This window comes from Leucobacter sp. HNU (assembly GCF_047946755.1).
GTDB lineage: Bacteria > Actinomycetota > Actinomycetes > Actinomycetales > Microbacteriaceae > Leucobacter.
In genome coordinates, this window is the sequence record NZ_CP178837.1 from 2,325,339 (window position 1) to 2,344,701 (window position 19,363).

At 71.3% G+C, this 19,363-nt stretch carries 26 protein-coding genes and 2 tRNA genes; 18 read left to right on the forward strand and 10 right to left on the reverse strand.

The genetic code is table 11. The features are described 5' to 3' along the window. Positions 1-47: 47 nt before the first annotated feature. A complete protein-coding gene (locus AB3K78_RS11445) occupies positions 48-248 on the reverse strand; it encodes a hypothetical protein (RefSeq protein WP_416443339.1) in 201 nt (66 codons plus the stop codon). A gap of 104 nt (positions 249-352) precedes the next feature. Here AB3K78_RS11445 and AB3K78_RS11450 point away from each other — a divergent pair, with 104 nt between their 5' ends. The 16 genes from AB3K78_RS11450 (at position 353) to AB3K78_RS11525 (ending at position 11,673) form a co-directional block, all read left to right on the forward strand. Beyond that, positions 353-568, forward strand: a complete 216-nt coding sequence (locus AB3K78_RS11450) for a hypothetical protein (protein WP_099723009.1) — start codon at positions 353-355, stop codon at positions 566-568. A 176-nt stretch (positions 569-744) separates the two neighbouring features. After that, positions 745-1,257, forward strand: coding sequence for an Asp23/Gls24 family envelope stress response protein (locus tag AB3K78_RS11455; protein ID WP_416443341.1), 513 nt, complete (start codon positions 745-747; stop codon positions 1,255-1,257). Beyond that, positions 1,254-1,445, forward strand: a complete 192-nt coding sequence (locus AB3K78_RS11460) for a DUF2273 domain-containing protein (protein WP_416443343.1) — start codon at positions 1,254-1,256, stop codon at positions 1,443-1,445. Before AB3K78_RS11455 ends, AB3K78_RS11460 begins: the two co-directional genes overlap by 4 nt. Beyond that, a complete protein-coding gene (locus tag AB3K78_RS11465; RefSeq protein WP_416443345.1) occupies positions 1,442-1,831 on the forward strand; it encodes an NTP pyrophosphohydrolase in 390 nt (129 codons plus the stop codon). The genes AB3K78_RS11460 and AB3K78_RS11465 overlap by 4 nt, the downstream gene beginning before the upstream one ends. Continuing rightward, complete coding sequence (locus AB3K78_RS11470; protein ID WP_416443347.1) at positions 1,832-2,413, forward strand: DNA/RNA endonuclease G; 582 nt, start codon at positions 1,832-1,834, stop codon at positions 2,411-2,413. It begins immediately after the preceding gene. Next, positions 2,403-3,026, forward strand: a complete 624-nt coding sequence (locus AB3K78_RS11475; RefSeq protein ID WP_416443349.1) for a hypothetical protein — start codon at positions 2,403-2,405, stop codon at positions 3,024-3,026. The genes AB3K78_RS11470 and AB3K78_RS11475 overlap by 11 nt, the downstream gene beginning before the upstream one ends. A gap of 36 nt (positions 3,027-3,062) precedes the next feature. Next, complete coding sequence (locus AB3K78_RS11480; RefSeq protein WP_416443351.1) at positions 3,063-3,278, forward strand: hypothetical protein; 216 nt, start codon at positions 3,063-3,065, stop codon at positions 3,276-3,278. Positions 3,279-3,445: 167 nt separating this feature from the next. After that, positions 3,446-4,006, forward strand: coding sequence for an RNA polymerase sigma factor (locus tag AB3K78_RS11485; protein WP_416443353.1), 561 nt, complete (start codon positions 3,446-3,448; stop codon positions 4,004-4,006). Continuing rightward, positions 4,003-4,623 carry an Asp23/Gls24 family envelope stress response protein gene (locus AB3K78_RS11490; RefSeq protein WP_416443355.1) on the forward strand — a complete coding sequence of 207 codons (621 nt, stop codon included), beginning with the start codon at positions 4,003-4,005 and terminating at the stop codon, positions 4,621-4,623. The genes AB3K78_RS11485 and AB3K78_RS11490 overlap by 4 nt, the downstream gene beginning before the upstream one ends. Then, positions 4,620-4,997, forward strand: a complete 378-nt coding sequence (locus AB3K78_RS11495) for a hypothetical protein (RefSeq protein ID WP_416443357.1) — start codon at positions 4,620-4,622, stop codon at positions 4,995-4,997. The genes AB3K78_RS11490 and AB3K78_RS11495 overlap by 4 nt, the downstream gene beginning before the upstream one ends. A gap of 194 nt (positions 4,998-5,191) precedes the next feature. Beyond that, on the forward strand, positions 5,192-6,205 hold the full coding sequence (gene mvk / locus AB3K78_RS11500) for a mevalonate kinase (protein WP_416443359.1): 1,014 nt from the start codon (positions 5,192-5,194) through the stop codon (positions 6,203-6,205). After that, entirely contained in the window at positions 6,202-7,194 is a 993-nt protein-coding gene (mvaD, locus tag AB3K78_RS11505; RefSeq protein WP_416443361.1) for a diphosphomevalonate decarboxylase, read from the forward strand. The genes mvk and mvaD overlap by 4 nt, the downstream gene beginning before the upstream one ends. Then, positions 7,191-8,285 (forward strand): phosphomevalonate kinase, encoded by a 1,095-nt coding sequence (locus AB3K78_RS11510; RefSeq protein WP_416443363.1) that lies wholly within the window; start codon positions 7,191-7,193, stop codon positions 8,283-8,285. The genes mvaD and AB3K78_RS11510 overlap by 4 nt, the downstream gene beginning before the upstream one ends. Further along, on the forward strand, positions 8,275-9,408 hold the full coding sequence (gene fni, locus AB3K78_RS11515) for a type 2 isopentenyl-diphosphate Delta-isomerase (protein WP_416443365.1): 1,134 nt from the start codon (positions 8,275-8,277) through the stop codon (positions 9,406-9,408). Before AB3K78_RS11510 ends, fni begins: the two co-directional genes overlap by 11 nt. A gap of 55 nt (positions 9,409-9,463) precedes the next feature. After that, positions 9,464-10,531, forward strand: a complete 1,068-nt coding sequence (locus tag AB3K78_RS11520; protein ID WP_416443367.1) for a hydroxymethylglutaryl-CoA reductase — start codon at positions 9,464-9,466, stop codon at positions 10,529-10,531. Next, a complete protein-coding gene (locus AB3K78_RS11525) occupies positions 10,528-11,673 on the forward strand; it encodes a hydroxymethylglutaryl-CoA synthase (RefSeq protein WP_416443369.1) in 1,146 nt (381 codons plus the stop codon). Before AB3K78_RS11520 ends, AB3K78_RS11525 begins: the two co-directional genes overlap by 4 nt. Before the next feature lie 116 nt (positions 11,674-11,789). On the opposite strand, the gene AB3K78_RS11530 is transcribed toward AB3K78_RS11525, so the two are convergent. Beyond that, positions 11,790-12,245, reverse strand: a complete 456-nt coding sequence (locus AB3K78_RS11530) for a MarR family winged helix-turn-helix transcriptional regulator (RefSeq protein WP_416443371.1) — start codon at positions 12,243-12,245, stop codon at positions 11,790-11,792. Positions 12,246-12,298: 53 nt separating this feature from the next. Between AB3K78_RS11530 and AB3K78_RS11535 the strand changes: the two genes are divergently transcribed. Together AB3K78_RS11535 and AB3K78_RS11540 are read left to right on the forward strand one after the other, a co-directional pair. Continuing rightward, on the forward strand, positions 12,299-12,565 hold the full coding sequence (locus tag AB3K78_RS11535; protein WP_416443373.1) for a hypothetical protein: 267 nt from the start codon (positions 12,299-12,301) through the stop codon (positions 12,563-12,565). Between the two features lie 202 nt (positions 12,566-12,767). Continuing rightward, the gene (locus tag AB3K78_RS11540) at positions 12,768-13,301 is read left to right on the forward strand and encodes a hypothetical protein (protein ID WP_416443375.1); all 534 of its coding nucleotides are present in this window, start codon (positions 12,768-12,770) and stop codon (positions 13,299-13,301) included. A gap of 4 nt (positions 13,302-13,305) precedes the next feature. On the opposite strand, the gene AB3K78_RS11545 is transcribed toward AB3K78_RS11540, so the two are convergent. The 8 genes from AB3K78_RS11545 to AB3K78_RS11580 form a co-directional block, all read right to left on the reverse strand. Next, positions 13,306-14,265: a helix-turn-helix domain-containing protein gene (locus AB3K78_RS11545; protein ID WP_416443377.1), complete on the reverse strand. Its 960-nt coding sequence runs from the start codon at positions 14,263-14,265 to the stop codon at positions 13,306-13,308. Positions 14,266-14,287: 22 nt separating this feature from the next. Next, positions 14,288-15,037, reverse strand: a complete 750-nt coding sequence (locus AB3K78_RS11550) for a DUF1295 domain-containing protein (RefSeq protein ID WP_416443379.1) — start codon at positions 15,035-15,037, stop codon at positions 14,288-14,290. Next, entirely contained in the window at positions 15,031-15,162 is a 132-nt protein-coding gene (locus AB3K78_RS11555) for a hypothetical protein (RefSeq protein WP_416443381.1), read from the reverse strand. Before AB3K78_RS11555 ends, AB3K78_RS11550 begins: the two co-directional genes overlap by 7 nt. 2 nt (positions 15,163-15,164) lie before the next feature. Continuing rightward, on the reverse strand, positions 15,165-15,749 hold the full coding sequence (locus tag AB3K78_RS11560; protein WP_416443383.1) for a hypothetical protein: 585 nt from the start codon (positions 15,747-15,749) through the stop codon (positions 15,165-15,167). Then, positions 15,647-17,107: an AMP-binding protein gene (locus AB3K78_RS11565; RefSeq protein ID WP_416443385.1), complete on the reverse strand. Its 1,461-nt coding sequence runs from the start codon at positions 17,105-17,107 to the stop codon at positions 15,647-15,649. The genes AB3K78_RS11560 and AB3K78_RS11565 overlap by 103 nt, the downstream gene beginning before the upstream one ends. Positions 17,108-17,330: 223 nt before the next feature. Continuing rightward, complete coding sequence (locus AB3K78_RS11570) at positions 17,331-18,875, reverse strand: serine hydrolase domain-containing protein (RefSeq protein ID WP_416443387.1); 1,545 nt, start codon at positions 18,873-18,875, stop codon at positions 17,331-17,333. Positions 18,876-19,145: 270 nt separating this feature from the next. Beyond that, a tRNA-Phe gene (locus tag AB3K78_RS11575) sits at positions 19,146-19,218 on the reverse strand. A 68-nt stretch (positions 19,219-19,286) separates the two neighbouring features. Beyond that, positions 19,287-19,363, reverse strand: a tRNA-Asp gene (locus AB3K78_RS11580).

The window sequence follows — 19,363 nt, forward strand, 5'->3', positions numbered from 1 at the left end:
GGATCTCCGTCCGAAGACGACTCGATCAGCCCCGGACGCAGCGGGGATCAACCGTACGGGTTGGCGGTCTTCTTGTCGGCGTCGATGTCGCGGATCAGTGCCGGATCGGTCAGGCCCTTTCGCGGGTCGACGTTCTCGTCCTCGGGATCGTGCTCGGTCGCGCCGTCGAGGACCGGCTCATCCACGGTCTCGGGGTGCTCCGGGTCGCGGTCTGCGGGCTGCTTCGCGGGTTCGCTCGTGTCGTTCATGGCCTCTACGGTACGGACCGCCCGGACCCGGATCACCCCCTTGACTTCCCAGGAAGGTCGACGGGATCCCGCGAATGTCGGAGGCGAGCCCTACACTCCTTGCCGTGAGCATCCGTGAGAGGCACGACCTCGGTCCCGAGCGCTCCCGCTTCGACGCGGGAAGCGCCGCCGAGACCATCGCCGAGCTCGACGCGCAGTACGCCGCGGGCGAGATCGATCGGCACGCCTACCTCGTGAAGAAGCAGAGCCTCGTCCGCCTCTTCCTCAAGGCGACGACATCGCCGACTCGGCGACCGCCGCGCTGGGAGACGGAACTCTAAGCCGGAAGGGCGCCGCGCCACGACCGGTTCTCGCGAACGCGTCACCCCCCCGGAAACCTCTCCGAACTTTTTTGTGACGTTCGCGCCGCCCGGCCCGTCTCATCTGTAGAGCGTCTTTCATCGCTCGTTGGACGGCGCGGCCCGGGGCCGCGCCCGTGATTGTGGAGGTAGTTCTGATGGCTACGGATGAGACGAACACGGCTGCGGTTTCCGGTGCGGGCACGGCGGACTCCCCCGGCGCGAAGCGCGCCTCGGGCTCGACCCGCGTGGATCGCGCCCCGGCGGTGCCGAGCCAGTCGGCCGAGGGCGGCTCCTCGGCCGGCCGCACGACGATCGCGGAGGGCGTCGTCGCGAAGGTCGCGGGGATCGCGGCGCGCGAAGTCGCCGGAGTGCATGCCCTCGGGGGCGGCGGCGCCCGCGCACTGGGAGCGATCCGCGACGCGGTGAACGCGACGGATCTCACCCAGGGCGTCAAGGTCGAGGTGGGCGAGACGCAGGCCGCGGCCGACCTCACCATCGTGGTCGACTACCCGGCCCCCATCCAGGAGGTCGCCGAGAACGTCCGCACCGCGGTCACGACGGCGATCACCCGTCTCGTGGGGCTCGAGGTCGTCGAGGTCAACATCGATGTGAACGACGTGCACCTCCCCACCGACGACAGCGACGACGACGAGTCGCGCGTCTCATGAACGCCACGCTGACCGGAGCCGCGATCGGCGCGGTGCTCGCCTTCGCCGCGCTGATCTTCGGATTCTGGGGATTCCTCCTGGTCGCGCTGCTCATGCTGATCGGTGCGCTCATCGGACGCGTGATGTCCGGTCAGCTGGACCTCCGTGCGCTCGCCGGAGCGTTCAGCGGGAGGCGAACGTCGTCATGAGCGCATCGACCGTCGCGCCTCAGGCATCCGCAGGGGTGCTCGCGCCCGTTTCGCGCCCCTCGGGCACCGTCCGGGTCCGGGAGCGCGTCATCGACAAGGTCGTGCGGGAGGCCGCCGCGGTCGCGATCGGCGTCCCGCGTGACGACGTGAACGTCGAGGTGGCCGAGTGGGGCAGGGGGCTCGCCGTGCGGATCGCCGCGAAGCTCCCCGTCCCCGCTCTCGAGGACCGGGACCCGAGCGAACCGGCCGTGCCGATCCTGGAACGCGTCCGCGCGCTGCAGACGGCCCTCGCCGCCGAGATCGAGCGCCTGACTGGGCGCGAGGTCCGGCGGGTCTCGTTCACGGTGACCGGAGCGATCATTCCCCAACGAAAGCGGGTGAGGTAGATGTCGAACACGGGTCTGAATCGGGTCGTCCGACGCGAACTGCACTCACCGCGCACGGTGGCGGCCGCAGCCGTGCTCGTGCTCGTCGCCCTGGCGGCGGTCGCGGTGGGCGTCGAGATCGTCCTGCATCTCGTCGGCGCGGCTCCGCTGCTCGTCGATCCCGGCGCGGCTCTGACCTGGCTCCGCGGGATCCCCGAGCAGCCCCAGTCCGTGACGCTCCCGATCGGGATCGTCGCGGCGGTCATCGGAGCGATCCTCGTCTGGCTCGCGGTCGCGCCCGGCCGACGACCGAAGCACGAACTGGGCGGTACCGACCGCGCGCTGATCACCGACAACGGGGTGATCGCGTCGTCGGTCGCCGAGCGGGTGCGGCGCGAACTCGACCTCTCCAGGGGCGCGGTCGTCGTCGGGGTCGGCCACCGAAGCGCCGACGTGACCGTTCGGCCCGAACCCGGGCAGTCGATGGACCGGACTCGCGTGCGCGCCATCGCGGAAGCGGAGCTCGAGGACTACGCGCTGCGCCCCCGCGTGAAGGTGCGGGCGCGCGTGCTCCGCAGCGCGGATCGGGAGGATGCCTCATGAACGCCACGAACCGCGGGCTGAACCGCGCCATCCTGTTCGTCGTGGGAGCGGTCCTGCTCGCCACCGGCATCGGCGCCGCGGCCGCGGCGACCTGGCCCCGGCCGCGGCGGTCTGGACCGACCGGGGCTCCGGCGCGCTCGCCTGGCTGCGGGACGCCGACCGGGCGACCCGTCTGTCGGAATCGACCCGCGCGAGCTGGCTCGTCCTGGGGATCCTGTTGCTCCTCGCAGTGGTCGTCGTCTTCGCCGTCGTCGCGCTCGCCCGCCTCGGCGGCGGGCGGAGCAGCACGGTGATCCGCGACGAGCGCGGCGAGGGCGCGCAGGGGCCGGTGACGATCCGACAGGGCTTCGCCGCGGATCTGATCACGCAGGCGCTGAGCGCGCACGACGAGATCCTCGCTTCGCGGGTCAGCACCCGCAGACTGCGCGGCGCCGACGTGCTGCAGGTCACGGTCACCCCGAGGCAGAACGTCTCGCCCCAGCGGGTCGCCGAGACGGTGGCGCCCCTGCTCGACCATCTCGACGCGCTCCTCGGGCGCCGGACCCCGACGCTCGTCACCATCCGGTCCGGGCTGCGTTCCCGGATCGCAGCAGACGAGTCCCGAGTGAACTGACCCCGCCCAGCGGGGCCCGAAGAAAGGAAAGACGCCATGCGCAAGAACCTGCTGATCCTCGCGGTCGTCGCAATCGCCGGCTATCTCGTCGGAGTCGAGTCCGCGAAGTCGCGCGGCAAGAACTACGAAGACCTGCGGCACCAGCTCGAACGCCTCTGGACCGACCCGGAGGCGAAGAAGTCGAGGAAGCGCATGGCGAAGAACGCGAGGAAGTCCCTCGAGCGGGCCCGGAAGAACTTCCTGGGCAGCTGAGCCGTGGCGTCGTGCCGGGCGGCGGACCCGCCCCGCACGACGCGCAGCAGACTCACACCGACCGCGCTGGACGCGGAGTCGCCCGCAAGACAGGATGGTGATACGGGTGGAAGTCTCACCTGATGGCCGTCGAGAGCGAGCGGCCGGCAATCCGCTGGGGAGGATGCATGAGCAGCACCCGCAGTCCGCTTGACGACGCCGACGACCGGATCATCGCCGACCGCGCCGCGGACGGCGACACCGTCGCGTTCGCCGTGCTCGTGCGCAGGCACGCTCCGGTGATGCGCGCGTACGCGCGGCGCCTGCTCCCCGGTTCCGCGGATGTCGACGACGTCGTGCAGGACGCGTTCATCACCGCGTGGGACCAGCTCGCCGCGCTGGACGATCCCGGACGGGTGCGGAGCTGGCTCCTGCGGATCACCGGCAGGAAGGCGATCGACCGCATCCGCTCGAGCCGTCCGCTCGCGGAGCTGGACGGGGCGGAGCTCCCGGCGCCGGAACGGCTCTCGCCGCCCCGGCGAGCGGAGGCGAGAGCGGGGATCGCCGCGCTCGGCGAAGCGATCAATCGGCTCCCCGATGCCCAGCGCGAATGCTGGGTGCTGCGCGAGCTGGGCGAGTACAGCTACGACGAGATCTCCGAGGAACTCGGCATTCCGGTATCGACGGTCCGCGGATTGCTCGCCCGCGCACGAAAAGACATCATTGTTCGGATGGAGCAGTGGCGATGAATGAATACGACAGCCCGGACCTCCGAAGTCTGGCGACCGAGCCCGAGGATCTCGACGGCCACACGATCGAGGAGCTCTTCGACTACCTCGATGCTGGTCGGGAACCGGTCGACCCCTCGATCGAGGGCTCGGCCGGATGCCGGATCGCCCTGGAGGCGCTGACCCGACTCCGGGAGCTGACCCCCGGCCTGCTCGCCGCCGATGCCGCGGAGGAGCCGGAGCCGAGCGAGAGCTGGGTCCAGTCGATCCTCTCGGGCATCGCCCTCGACGCCAGGTCCGGTCGCCGCATTCCGGTCGCCGGGCGGGTCCCGGAGGCCGACCTGGGCATCACCGAGGGCGCGGTGCGGGGTGCGATCCGCGCCGCCGAACGGGTCGTACCGGGGATCGTGGTCGGGAAGTGCCGCTTCGACGGGGACGTCACCGTGCCCGGCGCCCCCGTCCGGGTCCGCGTCGAGGTCAGCGCGCCCTACGGCGTTCCGATCCCGGATGCCGTCCACCGGCTCCGCGCGGAGATCGAGCGGCGGCTGCGGACGCACACGACCCTGAACGTGAGCGGGATCGACATCGAGGTGCGCGACGTTCACGAAGTGCGCAATCCGAAGGAGGGAGACCGGTGAGCGAGTCGACGGAGCAGGCGGTGGCGGCGGACATCGAGGCCGCCGTGCGGGCACTTCCCGGTGTGACCGGAGTCTTCCGCTCAGGGGGCGTCCTCGCGAAGCTGGTCGATGCGGGTGCCGAGGCCCTCGGCACCGCCGAGCAGCGGGCTCCTTTCGTCCGCTGGGAGACGGGCGAGACCGGTCCCCGCGCCGACGTGGCGATCGGGGTGCGTGCGAGCGCGGGGGCCGCCGAGACGAGCGCCCGAGCGCACGAGGTCGCAACGGTCATCTGCCGGGAGCACGGGATCGCCGGAGCGGATATCCGCGTCACCGTGGTCCACATCGACGAGGACGCCGAGCGGGCCACCGATCCGGCTCCGTCCGCCGACAGCTGATCGGACCCGTTTTACCGGACGCCACCGGTGATTTTCCGGCGGTTTACCGACCGCGGGGCGACCGTCCGGGTCGCATCTTCGGGCAGACGGGCGTATCGTAAGAGATTTGAGGCGAAGAGGGACGGAGCAGTCCGGCCCTCTTCACGTGTGCCCGGGGTGAATTCCCGCTTCCGGGTCGACTGGAACGGACCCGAATGCCCCTGACCCCCGATGCGGAACCGAGCGACGCTCCGGCGTCCCCCGACGCGTCGCGCGCACCGCGCCGCGGCGTCGGAGCATCGCACGCGAAGGCGATCCTCTTCGGCGAGCACGCCGTCGTCTACGGCGCCCCCGCGATCGCGATCCCGGTCGACAGCCTGACGGCCGAAGCGGTGATCGAAACGGGCGCACCGGGCCTCCGCATCGACAGTTCGCTCTTCACCGGGCCCGTCGAGGACGCGCCCGCGCGTCTCGCCCCGGTGGTGACGGCGATCCGCGCCTCCCTGGAGCGCGCGGGGCTCGGCGATCTCGCCACGGGCGAGGGGCCGCAGGGCGCCACGGTACGGATCCGCAGCGAGATCCCCCACGAACGCGGGCTCGGTTCGAGCGCGGCGGTCGCCGCGGCGATCTCCCGCGCCGCGTTCGATCTCGCCGCGGTGGAGCTCGACGACGACGTGCTCTTCGACCTGATCCAGACCGCGGAGAAGGTCGCGCACGGCACCCCGAGCGGCATCGATGCCCGCACCGTCGCGGCGACGGGCGCCATCCGGTTCACCCGCGGCGCGGTCGCCCCGATCAGCATCGGCTCGCCGCTCACCCTCGCCTTCGCCGACTCCGGCCACCCGGGCTCGACGGCGAAGGCCGTCGGTTCGGTGCAGGCCCTGCGCGAACGGGAGCCCGGGTCGACCGATGCGCTGCTCTCCCGCCTCGCCGAGATCGCCGAGGGATCGATCGCCGAGCTCGCCGCGGGCGACCGCACGGCGATCGGCGCGGCGATGACCGAGGCGCACGGGATCTTGAACCGCGTGGGCGTCAGCTCCGAGCGGCTCGACGCGATCACGGCGGCGGCGCGCGAGGCCGGCGCCGCCGGCGCGAAGCTCACCGGCGGCGGGCTCGGGGGCTGCGTGATCGCGGTCGCCGACGACGCCGCGCACGCAGACCGGATCGGGGCGGCCATGCGCCGCGCCGGCGCCGAACGCACCTGGACCGTGGAGGTACCCGCCGCATGACGACCGCTACAGCTCGCGCTTTCCCGAACATCGCCCTGGTCAAGTACTGGGGCAAGCAGGATGAGGATCTGATCCTCCCCGTCGCGGGCAGCCTGTCGCTGACGCTCGATGCGTTCCCCACCACCACGACCGTCTCGCTCGACGGCGCGGCGGACGCCGACGTCTTCGCGCTGAACGGCTCCGCGGCCTCCGCCGATGCGACCGGCCGGGTGACCCGCTTCCTCGACCGCGTGCGCGAGCTCGCGGGATCCGAGACCCGAGCCTCGGTCGTCTCGACCAACGAGGCGCCCACCGGCGCCGGCCTCGCGTCCTCCGCGTCGGGCTTCGCCGCGCTCGCGACCGCCGCGGCGAGCGCCTACGGCCTCGACCTCGATCAGCGCGACCTGAGCCGGCTCGCCCGCCGCGGATCCGGCTCCGCCTCGCGCAGCCTCGTGCCCGGACTCGCCGTCTGGCACGCTGGCGACGACGCGAGCTCATACGCCGAGGCCGTGACCGGTCCCGACATGCGCATGGTGATCGTCACGGTCGACACCGCGCAGAAGGCCGTGTCGAGCCGCGCCGCCATGCGCCGCTCGGCGCTGACCTCCCCGTTCTTCCCCGCGTGGATCTCCTCGACCGAGGAATCGCTCGCCGCGATGCTCGAGGCCTGCGCGGCCGACGACTTCACGCGCGTGGGCCGCATCACCGAGTCGCACGCGCTGCGCATGCACGCCGTGATCCAGGCCTGCGACCCGCCCATCCGCTACCTGGCACCCGCGAGCATCGCGATCTTCGACGCCGTCGCCGCGCTGCGCGACATGGGGCTCGAGGCCTACTCCACCGCCGACGCGGGTCCGAACGTGGCCGTGATCGTGCGTCCGGAGCAGGCCGAGGATCTGGTCGCCGCGCTGCAGGGCTTCGGCTCGGTGCGCCTCGTCGGCCCGGGCGCGGGTGCCGAAGTGATCCCGTCGGAAGCCGGAGCGGCCGGAGCGGCCGGAGCGATCGCATGATCGAGCATCGCGCGCCGGGCAAGCTCTACATCGCCGGCGAATACGCCGTCGTGGATCCGGGGCAGCCCGCCGTGATCGTCGCCGTCGATCGCTACATCACGGTGCGCCTCACCGAGGGCTCCGAGGTGGGTCGCGTGCGATCGAGTGCGTACGGCCGCTCGCCGCTCGTCTGGGTGCGCGACGACGCGAGCGATCGGATCGTGATCGAGCACCAGCCCTCCGACTACGTCTTCGCCGCGATCACCGCGGTCGAGCAGCTGCGATCGGAGCTGCGGCTGCCGCCGCGCTACTACGACCTCGACATCGGGAGCGAGCTCGACGACGTGAGCGGCCGCAAGTTCGGCCTCGGGTCCTCCGCCGCGGTCACCGTCGCGGTCGTCGCCGCGCTCGACGAGTTCTACGGGCTCGACCTCACCCGCACCGAGCGGTTCAAGCTGGCGCTGCTCGCGACCTGCGAAGTCGCCCCGGCGGCGTCCGGAGGCGACCTTGCGGCGAGCACCTTCGGCGGGTGGATCCGCTACTCCTCGCCCGACCGGGGCGCGCTCCGCACCCACCGCGCAGTGCACGGCGTCGCCGCGACGCTCGCGGCGACGGCCGAGTGGGCCGGCTGCGGGGTCGACCGGCTCCCGACTCCCGATTCCCTGCAGCTGCTCGTCGGCTGGACCGGTTCGCCGGCCTCCACCGAGCGCCTCGTCGAGCAGGTGCGGCATGCCGACTCGCGCCGCCCGCTGCAGGCGTACCCGGAGTTCGGCGCCGACAGCCGGGCCTGCGTCGACGATCTGGTCGCGGCGTTCGAGCGGCGCGGCGCGGGAGCGCCCGCGGTGATCGGCCGAGCACGACGGGTGCTGCAGCGCCTGAGCGAGACGTCGGGGATCACGATCGAGACCTCGCAGCTGCGCGCGCTCTGCGACATCGCCGAGCGGCACGGTGCGGCGGGCAAGCCGTCGGGCGCCGGCGGCGGCGACTGCGGTATCGTGCTCGCGAACGCAGAGCTCTCGACCGATCCGATCCTGCGCGAGTGGGAGGCGAACGACATCCGCCGCCTCAGCCTCGCCCCGCACCCCGCATCAGGAGGCATCGATGCATTCTGATCACCGCGAGATCCCAGGATCCCGAGCGGCCCGCAAGGACGAGCACGTCGACCTCGCGCTCGAGCAGCGCGGCGCGGCCCCGCGAAACGAGTTCGACGAGCTCGACTTCGTGCACCAGGCGCTCGGCGGCGTCGACGCCGAGCGCATCGACCTCGGGGTGACGATCCCCTTCGGCGCCGGAGCCGGTCACGACGCCGGCGAATGGCACTGGCGGACCCCGTTCTACGTGAACGGGATGACGGGCGGCACCGAGCGCACCACGCGGATCAACCGCGAGCTTGCGATCGCCGCGCGCGAGACCGGCATGCCGATGGCCTGCGGCTCGGTCTCGGTCGCCCTCGACGACCCCGATGCGGCCCGCGGCTTCGCCGTGATCCGTGCGGAGAACCCCGACGGCTTCGTCATGGCGAACGTCGGCGTTGGCCGCCCGGCCTCCGACGCGCCCCGCGCGGTCGAACTGATCGGCGCGGACGCGCTGCAGGTGCACGTCAACGCAGTGCAGGAGACGGTGATGCCCGAGGGCTCGCGCGACTTCTCTTCGTGGCTGTCCTCCGTCGAGCAGCTCGCCGCCGCATCCCCGGTGCCCGTGATTGTCAAGGAGGTCGGCTTCGGCCTCAGCCGCGCGACGCTGCGCCGGCTGTCCGAGATCGGCGTGCGCCTGGCGGACGTGAGCGGTCGCGGCGGCACCGACTTCCTGCGCATCGAGAACGCCCGGCGCGAGGCCGGCGAGTACGCGATGCTGACGGGCTTCGGCCAGTCGGCCCTCGCGAGCCTGCTCGACGCTCCCGCATCCGCGCCCACGCTGCTGGCCTCGGGCGGGGTCCGCACCCCCTACGACGTCGTCAAGGCGCTGGCCGCCGGCGCGCGGGCCGTGGGCGTCGCCGGGGCCTTCCTCGAGGCAATCGGCCCCGACGGCACGGGCGGCGGAGCCGAGCGGCTCGTCGCCCTCGTCGAGGACTGGAAGGCGCGCACGCGCGCCGTCTACGCCCTGCTCGGCGCCGCCACCCGCGACGAGCTCCTCGCCACCGACCTCATCGTCCGCGGCCGCCTCCGGGAATTCTGCGCCGACCGCGGCGTTGACCTCCGTGGCCTCGCATCCCGCTCCGAGGCGCCCCGCGCATGATCCGCGCGCACCGCCCCGGCCACCCGAACCTCACCCCTCTCCCCCGAAGGAAGCCATGAGCGTCCCCGACTCCACCCACCGCGAGACCGTCACCGAGATCCCGACCAGCTGGGTCGGCCCGATCCGGATCACGGGCTCCGCGGTATCCGGCGAGATCTCGGTCCCCCTCGCCACGTACGAGACCCCGCTGTGGCCGTCCGTCGGCCGCGGTGCGCGCGTCTCGCGCGCCGTCGAGGGCGGGATCCGCACCGTCGTCACCGGCGAGCGCATGACCCGCTCGGTGCTGTTCACCGCGCGCGGCGCCGTGGGCGCCCAGATCGCCTCACAGACCATCGAAGAGCGTTTCGGCGAGCTGCAGGAGGTCGTCTCGGCCGGCAGCCGCCACGCGAAGCTGCTCGAGGCGCACCCCGAGATCGTCGGCAATCTGCTGTTCGTGCGCTTCGCCTTCACGACGGGCGACGCCTCGGGCCACAACATGGTCACCAACGCGGCCGACGCGCTCATGGAGCGGATCCTGTCGTGGGGCCTCGAGATCGAGTACGGCTCGATCTCGGGCAACTTCTGCTCCGACAAGAAGGCGACCGCCGTCAACGGGATCCTCGGACGCGGACGCAGCGTCGTCGCCGAGATCCTGATCCCCCATGACCTCGTGGCGAGCGGCCTCCGGACCGACGCGCAGCGCGTCGTCGACCTGGTCGTGCGCAAGAACCTGGTGGGCAGCACCATCGCCGGCGCCCTCCGCTCGGCCAACGCGCACTACGCCAACATGCTGCTCGGGTTCTACCTCGCCACCGGCCAGGACGCCGCCAACATCGTCGAGGGATCGCAGGGCATCACCTACGCCGAGAACCGCGAGGACGGCCTGTACTTCTCGTGCACGATCCCGCACCTCATCGTCGGCACCGTCGGCAACGGCAAGCACCTCCCCCACATCGAGGAGGCGCTGACCCGCATCGGCTGCCGCGAGGATCGCGCACCGGGCGAGAACGCCCGCCGCCTCGCCGAGCTCATGGCCGCCACGGTGCTGTGCGGCGAGCTCTCGCTCATCGCCGCGCAGACGAATCCCGGCGAGCTGATGGCCGCGCATCTGCGCATCGAACGGAACGGAGCACAGCAGGCATGACCGCGATCGGCATCCACGATCTGGAGCTGGCGACCACGCATCACCTCCTCGACCTCGGCGTCCTCGCCGAGCGCACCGGGGTCGACCCCGACAAGTACCGCCTCGGGCTCGGCCAGGACGAGATGAGCTTCCCCGCACCCGACGAGGACATCGTGACGATGGGCGCGACCGCGGCCCTCGCCCTGCTCGACCGCAACGGCACGGAGGGCGTGCGCACGCTGCTCTTCGCGACCGAGTCCGGTCTCGACCACTCGAAGGCCGCCGGCGTCTTCGTGCACAAGCTGCTCGGACTGCCCGCGCAGGTGCGCGTCGCCGAGATCAAGCAGGCCTGCTACGGCGGCACCGCCGCGATCCAGGCCGCCGTCGGGATCGTCCAGCGCAACCCGCGCGAGCGCGTGCTCGTGATCGCGAGCGACATCGCCCGTTACGCGCTCGACTCCCCCGGCGAGCCAACGCAGGGCGCCGGAGCCGCGGCCATGCTCATCTCGGCCGACCCCGCGCTCGTCGAGATCGAACCCGCCTCTGGCCTGTTCTCGGACGACGTCGACGACTTCTGGCGACCCAACGACTCGACGACTGCGATCGTCGACGGCCGGCTCTCGATCTCGGCATACCTGGACGCCCTCACCGGCGCATGGGACGACCTCGCCGCGCACGGCGGCCCGGCGATCGGCGACATCGACCGCCTCGTCTACCACCAGCCCTACACGAAGATGGCGCGCAAGGCGCAGGCCCGCCTCGGCGAGCACCTCGGCGTCGACCTCGGCGACGACGGGCTCGTGCCCGGCGCGATCTACAACCGCCGCCTCGGGAACGCCTACACGGCGTCGCTCTACGCCGGCGTCGCGTCGGTGCTCGACCACGAGACCGACCTCGCGGGCAAGCGCCTCGGCCTCTTCAGCTACGGCTCGGGCAGCGTGAGCGAGTTCCTCACTGGCGTCGTGCAGCCGGGCGCAGCTTCGCGCTCCGACCGCTTCACCGCCGTCCTCGACGCCCGGGTTCCGCTGAGCATCGACGCCTACCGCGAGCTGCACGCCCGCGAACTGCCGAGCTCGCAGGACCTCGAGACGCCCCGCATCACCGAGGCCCCGTTCCGGTTCGCCGGGATCCAGGGCAGCGCACGCCGGTACGAGCGCCGATAGACGGGCGCCGTTCGCGCGTTCGCTCAGCCGGATCCGAGCGCTCAGCCGGACGGATCCCCGTGATCCGATCCGATTGGGCGTTCGGATCCGGCTGAGTGCGTTTCCGACGCCTCGGCCTACGCGTCGGCCGGCCCGCGATCGACCGCGTCGATCACCACCGAGAGCTCGTCGCGCAGCGCCATGAGCCGGTCGATGGGCAGGCCGAGACGGGCGACCACTGCCGGCGGCACTCCGAGCGCCTGCTGGCGCAGATCCCGCCCCGCGTCGGTGACGACGAGCGCGAAGGTGCGGTCGTCGCCGTCGACCGGTACGCGCTCGACGAGCCCGGATTGCTCGAGCCGCTTGATGATCGGCGAGAGCGTCGCGGGGTCGAGCCGCAGCATCTCGGCGACCTCTTTGAAGCGCAGTGGGGCGTCGCCCCAGAGCGCGAGCATGACCAGATACTGCGGGTGGGTGAGGCCGAGCGGTTCGAGGATCGGCCGGTAGATGCCGATGACGCTGCGGCTGGCGACCGCGAGTGCGAAGCACACCTGGCGCTCGAGTTCGAGGGCGTCGTCGGGCAGCTGTTCCATGCCCAGCAGTCTATATCGTTTGTGCGCAAACGATCTGTGCTACCATTTCGTTTGTGCGCGAACGAAAAAGACGACTGTGGCATGAGACCCCGTGGGACGGCGAGCCCGGCTTCTGGGCCGCGTGGCGCCGGTTCTTCTACCAGTTCGAGGGGACCTCGCAGATGGGCGACCCCAACGAGCCGCCGTACATCCCGCCGGCGAACCCCAAGTGCCCCATCTGCGCGGCACCGATGAAGGACCACCAGATCGACCGCGGCGGCCCCGGCAAGCCCACCTACCTGAAGTGCCCCGCGCAGGGCGAGGAGCGGGCGGCGGCCTGATCCCGTGCGCTTCGGCACGGTCGCGGCCCTGGCCCGGGACTGCGTCCTGGGGTACTGGACGCGCTCCCGGGCTCAGAGCCGATCCACACTGCGTCGAGATGACCCTTGCGCGGGTTTTGGGGCTCCATAGCCCGCGCAAGCGTCATCTCGACGGGGCTCGGATCCGTGACGAACCCCCGGGCCATCTGGCAGACTCCGTTCCATGAACGATTCTCAGTCGGGCAGCGCCGTCGCCGCGGGGATCGCGCTGATCCTCGCCCCGATCCTCGCGCTCGTCGTCAAGGCCGCGGTGTTCCCGGGGTGGATGCTGTTCTTCATCGTCATGGCCTCGATCCCGCTGCTGCTGGGATACGCGCTGCAGATCGTCGTGGCCGCGAACGGCATGCTGCGCACGCGGGGCGTGTTCCAGACGATGCCGGGCCGGCAGCGCGGGATCCTCGCCGCATGGATCACCTCGATCGGGATCCTCCTGGTCGGGATCTTCCTCGTCGACGGCGGCGACGACGGGACCTACGGGTCGGCGTTCACCGTGCTCCTCGGCACGTCGTCGACGCCCGGCGGTGAACAGCTGTCGACCCTGCTCATGCTCGCCTCGGCCCTGCTCTGGATCGGCGGCTGGCTCTGGCTCGTCGTCGAGTGGATCGTGCTGCTGGCGCAGCGGCGGAGCGCCGCCCGTGCCGCCCAGGCCTGGCCGGGGCCGGCCGCGCAGGCGTACCCCGGCGGCCGGGACGCGTGAGCGGTCAGATCGAGAAGCTGGTTCCGGGCGGTGCCTCGCCGTACACCTCGAAGTAGTGCGCCATCAGCCTGCGCCCGGCCGGGTAGCCCCAGCGCGCGGCGACACGGTCGAGCTCGTCCGAGGTGGTCTCGGCCGAGAGCTCGCGCTTGGCGCCCTCCAGCCGCACGCTGCGCAGGTATTCGACCGGCGTGATCCCCACGCCTGATCGCTGGAAGGCGTGCTGCAGACCGCGCGGAGACATGTTCACGGCCTTCGACACGTCGTCGACGGTGATCGTCTCGCGCGCGTTCGCGTCCATGAACGACATCGCCTGCCGCACCGACCGCGGCGCATGCCGACGCGCGTCCGTGCGCTCCAGCGCGCCGTCGAACGTCGTGGAGAACCCGTAGAGCACCATCCAGAGCGCGTGCCGTTCCAGCGCCTCGAGCCGCAGCGGAGACGGCCCGCGCTCCTTGCTCAGCGCGACGAACGACGAGGCCAGGTAGGTGAACGCGCGGCTCCACTGACGCTCCGCACCGATACTCACCGGCTTCGGGTTGCGCACCGCGAGTTCGAAGGTGTCGTCCCCGCAGATCTCGCGCGCGAGCTGCTCCACCTTCGGGCGGTCGAACACCACGGCCCGCACTGTCGCGGTCCCCTCCCACCTGGCGCGCACCGGATAGCGGTCCGTCGCCCAGGGCTCGCCAGATCCGAGCTCGCTCCCATCGACCTGCGTGCGGCCCCGCAGCGCATCGATGCGGCAGGTCAGGAGCTGATCCACGGGACGATAGTCGGCCTCGACGCCGGCCTCGAGCCGGTACTTGATCAGCGAGATCCCCTCCGAGCTGATCGACGTCCAGTCGATCCGCGGCTGAGGATCGTCGATGTGTCGCAGCTCGGCGGTCGGCATGAACCGCTTCCACAGTCGCTCGATCTCCGCAGGGTCCTGCGACTGCACCCTCAGCATCTCTTCATCGGCACGCATGCGTTTCTTCCCCCTGCGTCGATTATCGACGACGGGCGAACGGGATCAACCTCGGAGTGCGCGCGACGTAGGCCCGGTACTCCGGGTCGTCGCCCCACTTCCGCTCGGCCTTGGCCTCGAGCAGCGGGATCCCGCTCACCCGCGTGAGCAGCAGGATCACGAAGAGCGGCGAGAGCAGCGCGATCCACTGCCAGCCCCGGAGCGCGGGCGCCGCTGCGACCAGCACGCCGATCCACAGGAGGATCTCCCCGAGATAGTTCGGGTGCCGGACGACGGACCACAGGCCCGAGCGGATGAACCGTCCCTCGTTCGCGGGATCCCGCTTGAACCGGGACTTCTGCAGGTCGGCGATCACTTCGATCGCGAAGCCGAGCAGCCAGACCGCGAGACCGATCCAGAGCATGCCGTCGGCATCGGGGCCGCTGCCCGAGGCGATCGCGATCCACGCGGCCGCGGCCGTGAGACTGACCCAGAGGCCCTGGATGCTCCAGACCGAGAGGAACCGCACCGGATCGCCGACGATCTCCGCGAAGCGGTCGTCCCCGCCCGAGCGGATGTTGCGGAGCAGGAGGAACGAGCCGAGCCGGAGGGCCCAGAGGATCACCATGCCGCCCAGGATGATCCCGCGCGGCCCGGTCTCGGGTGCGAACGCCAGGAGCAGCGCGGTCACCACGATGTAGGTCAGGCTGCCGGTGGCGTCGAAGAAGCGATCCGTCCGCCCGAGCGCCGCGGGGACGAAGGCGAGCCACTGCACCGCGAACGCGATCAGCACGGCGAGCGCGAACAGCGGGATCCCGCCCAGAGCTCCCCGTGCTGGCCGCCGGCGAGCGCCAACAGCGCCCCCAGCACGATGCTCGCCGAGATGAGCGCGATCGAGCGCCCCCGAGACTGCTGCATGGTCAGTTCCCCTTCCGGATGGTGTCCCGCCGACGCGGGGAGGCAGTTGCGGAGTAGAGTTCGTCGATCATCGGCGCACCCGCGTCGAGGAGCGCGCCGCGCCGGAGCTTCAGCGTCGGTGTGACGAAGCGCTCCGAATGCTCGGCGGGCAGCACGACCGCGCGCCAGTGCTGCGCGCGATCCCCCGGCGAGCGCGTCGCGTTCGCCAGCGCGACCGCCCGCTCGATCTCGTCATGCACGACCGAATCGGCCGCGAGGTCGAGGATCCCGAGCCCGGTGCCCGCGGGCTCGGGGAGCGCGTGGGGCGTGGAGGCGAGGGCTTCCGCGTCGACGACGACGATTCCGGTGAGATAGGGCCGGTCGGTGCCGACGAGCATCGCGTGCGCCACCCAGGGATGCTCTTCGACGGCCTGTTCCCAGGTCTCCGGCGACACGGTTCGGCCGGTCGACGTGATGATCACGTTCTTCGCGCGGCCGAGCAGCGTCAGCGCACCCTCGTCGTCGAGCGAGCCCAGATCTCCGGTGCGGAAGTAGCCGTCGACGAACGCGGCGGCGGTGTGCTCGGGATCCCGGTATCCGGCGAACACGCCGACCCCGCGCGCGAGCACCTCGCCGCCGGGGCCGATCGCGACACTGTTGCCGGGCAGCGGGCGTCCGACCGAGCCCGCGCGGAGCTCCCCGGCCGCCCGCCCACGAGCGGAGCCGTGGTCTCCGTCAGCCCGTATCCCTCGATCACGGGCACGCCGATCCCCCGGAAGAAGAGCGCGAGCTCGGGGTGCAGCGTCGCCGCGCCCGAGAGCAGGTATTCGAGGCGCCCGCCCATCACCGCGCGCAGCCGGCCGAAGAAGAGCCGGTCGAAGAGGGCGTGCCGGATCCGCAGGACGAGCGCGGGGCGAGCGCCGGGGTCCCGGTCCCGCTCCTCCAGGTGCGCACCCCACTCGACCGCGGTGCGCGCGGCGGCGCTCCAGACGCCGCTCAGGTGCTTCTCGCGCGCCGACGCCTCGGCCGCGCCCTGGATCTTCTCGAGCACGCGCGGCACGACCACCAGGAAGGTGGGACGCAGCACCCGGAGCGCCGCGACGACGTCCTTCGGGTTCGACAGGTGCGCGACGCGCATCCCCTCGGACACGCAGATGAGTTGCAGGGCCCGCCCCAGCACGTGCGTGAGCGGCAGGAACAGGATCGTGTTGCCGGTCTCGCGCACCACCTCCCGGTAGGCGGCCGCGGTGTTCAGCACCTGGCCGGCCAGATTGCGGTGCGTGATGAGGGCGCCCTTCGGCTCCCCCGTCGTGCCCGAGGTGTAGACGACGGTCGCGACGTCGTCCAGGGTCGCGCCGCGTCGCCGGGCCTCCAGCTCGTCGTCGGACACCTCGGCGCCGGCGACCACGAGTTCGGCGATCCCCGGCACGCTCGCGCCATCGCTCGCGTCGTCCAGTCCCCAGACCCGGATCGAGAGAGCGACGCGGTTCGCCGCGGCGGCGATCCGCGCCCCGAGCGCCCGGTCGCCCGCGAACGCGGCCGCCGGGCGCATGTCTGCGAGGACCGCGTCGATGTGGGCGTCGACGGACGTCTCGTAGATCGGGACCACGACCGCCCCCACGAACAGGGCTGCGAAGTCGGCGACCGCCCACCGGTACTGCGTCGGGGCGGCGATCAGCACCGCGTCGCCGTGTTCCACACCCGTCGCGATGAGTCCCTTCGCCCACGCCGACACCTCCTCGACGAACGCGCGCGTCGTGATCGGCTCCCAGGCCCCGTGCCCCGCGCTGTCGGGTTCGCCGGATGCGGCGGGGGTCTCGAACGCGACGTGGTCCGGCGCATGCCGCCAGCGCCGCATGACGAGGTCGGTGACGTTGGTCAGGCCCGAGAGATCGACGAGCGGCGGCGAACTCGAAACGGCCTCGATCGGGCTCGAGCCCACGGGATCATCTGCGGCAGGTGGCATCTCGGTCTCCGATCCAAGCTTTACTAAACCAGAGTGTACATTACGCCAGGCGTACGAAATATCCGGCGCGGAAAATCCGCCTCCGCGCACCCGAGGGGCCGGCCGCCGGGCGGGAGCGATAGCCGAGCCTCAGCGGAAGCCGAGGCGGCCGATGTTGCAGGTTCGACGCATCGAGCTGACCCGAGTCGAACAGACCCGGGTCAGCGGGCGCGAGCCAGCAGCCTCAGCGGGTCTCCACCCGCTCGAGCGCGACGAAGCAGGTGTCCGTTCCGAGGCGGACCTCCCGATCGGATGCCAGCGGGATGAGCACCCAGCCGAGCGACGATTCGCCGATCCACTCGCCTTCGCGCTCGCCGAACGGGGTCACTTCGACGGCCTGATGCCCATCGCGGAAGATGGAGAGCCCGCCCTCGGGATCCTGGCCGATCCGGAGGATCGCCCCGAAGTTCGGCTCTCGATAGTCTCCGACCGCATCGAGGGGCGCCTCTCCGGGACTGCGCAGGCGCTCGTAGCGCTCGCCGACGCCCGCCCAGGTGGCGACGCGAAGCGCCGCGCCGTCCTGCGCCACACCGCACCAGGGCCCGACCCAGCGCCCTTCGGAAGAGCGCTGCAGCCGCACCTCCTCCGCGCCGATCACCCCCTCGAGGAGGACGAGTTCGCTCGTGCCGTGCAGCGACAGCGTCACGCCTTTCGCGAACCGCGAGGAGAACCAGCGACCCGCGAGTTCGCGTTCGCCTTTCGCCACGCGCAATGCCCGCCACGCGAGGTCCTGCGCATCCACATCTCCGTTGTTGGCGAAACAGACGGCACTGAGGCCGCTGCTCGGCTCGACGAGGGAATGGGAGCGGAAACCCCACATCCCACCGCTGTGCCCGAGCGCCTCGACACCCCCGACGGTCTCGTGCTCGATCCCGAGCGCATAGTTCGAGACCTGGCCGTCGGAGAGCACCGTCCGCTGGAGCAGGCGCTCGCGGACCCCGGTTCCCAGCCCCCGTCCGTCGAGAAGGAACCCGTGCCATGCGCCGAAGTCGGCGACGCTCGTGATCACCTCGCCATCGCCGTTGACTCCGCGCACGGGCTCGACTTCGCCGATCCCCATGGACTCGAGCGCGAACGATCCGTCCTCGCCGCGCTCGTAGCTCATGGCCATTCCCTGCCTGAACTCGCCGAGCATCGTCGTGACGAACGTCTCGCCCATTCCCAAGGGCGCGAACACCGTGTCGCGAATGAGGTCGGGGAACGGAACACCCGATGCGCGTTCCGCCGCGAGGGCGGCGACAACGTATCCCGTGTTCGAGTACGACTGGCTCGCCCCAGGGGCGAAGTCCCCGGCTCGGACGGTTCCGAGCCAGCCCAGGAAGCGATCGAGGCCGGCGATCTCGATCTCCGGGACGCCGGCCGGATGCGAGACCGCGAAGTAATCGGGCAGGCCGCTCGTGTGGGTCAGGCAGCCACGGACCGTGATCCCCGGGAGCGCCACTTCGGGAACCAGCACGCGAATATCCGAGTCGAGGTCGAGCTCACCGCGTTCCGCGGCGCTGAGAACGGCAGCGGCCAGGATCTGCTTGCTCACCGAGGCGATGTTCATGAGCGTGCGGATCGTGAGGGGCTCCCCGGAGCGGGTATCGGCCACGCCTCGAGCAGCGTGGGCGAGAAGTGCGCCGTCTCGATAGATGGCGATGATCGCGCCCGGCTCGTTCTCCGAAATGCCGGGTGCGAGCAATTCGTCTGCGAGCATCCGGGAGAGTGCGGATTCGGGGCTGACCATGTGAAAGTCCTCGCGAGTATTGGAAGTCCGAGCAAACGGCCAGATTATCGACCGCGCCTGAACGGCGGATGCGGTCCGGAGCACGAGCCGGAGCCGGAGCGCTCAGCGCGACGCCCCGACCGAGCATCGCCGCGGTACTCGGCGGCCTCGCACCGGTTCGTCCGCTGCCGCACTCGGCGACCGCCGGAGCACGACCGCTCGGAGATACAAGAGAACCCCCACCATGTAGAAGCTAGGTGGGGGTTCGGAGCGGGCGTAATACTCCCGCAGTGGCTCCGACGGGCGTCGATCCCGTGACCTCACGATTTTCAGTCGTGCGCTCTACCAACTGAGCTACAGAGCCAGACGATCTCTTGCACATGGCGATCGCCGGAGATGAAGAAACCCTTCCGAATGGAAGGGTTCCTCATCTGGCGACCCTGACGGGACTTGAACCCGCGACCTCCGCCGTGACAGGGCGGCGCGCTAACCAACTGCGCCACAGGGCC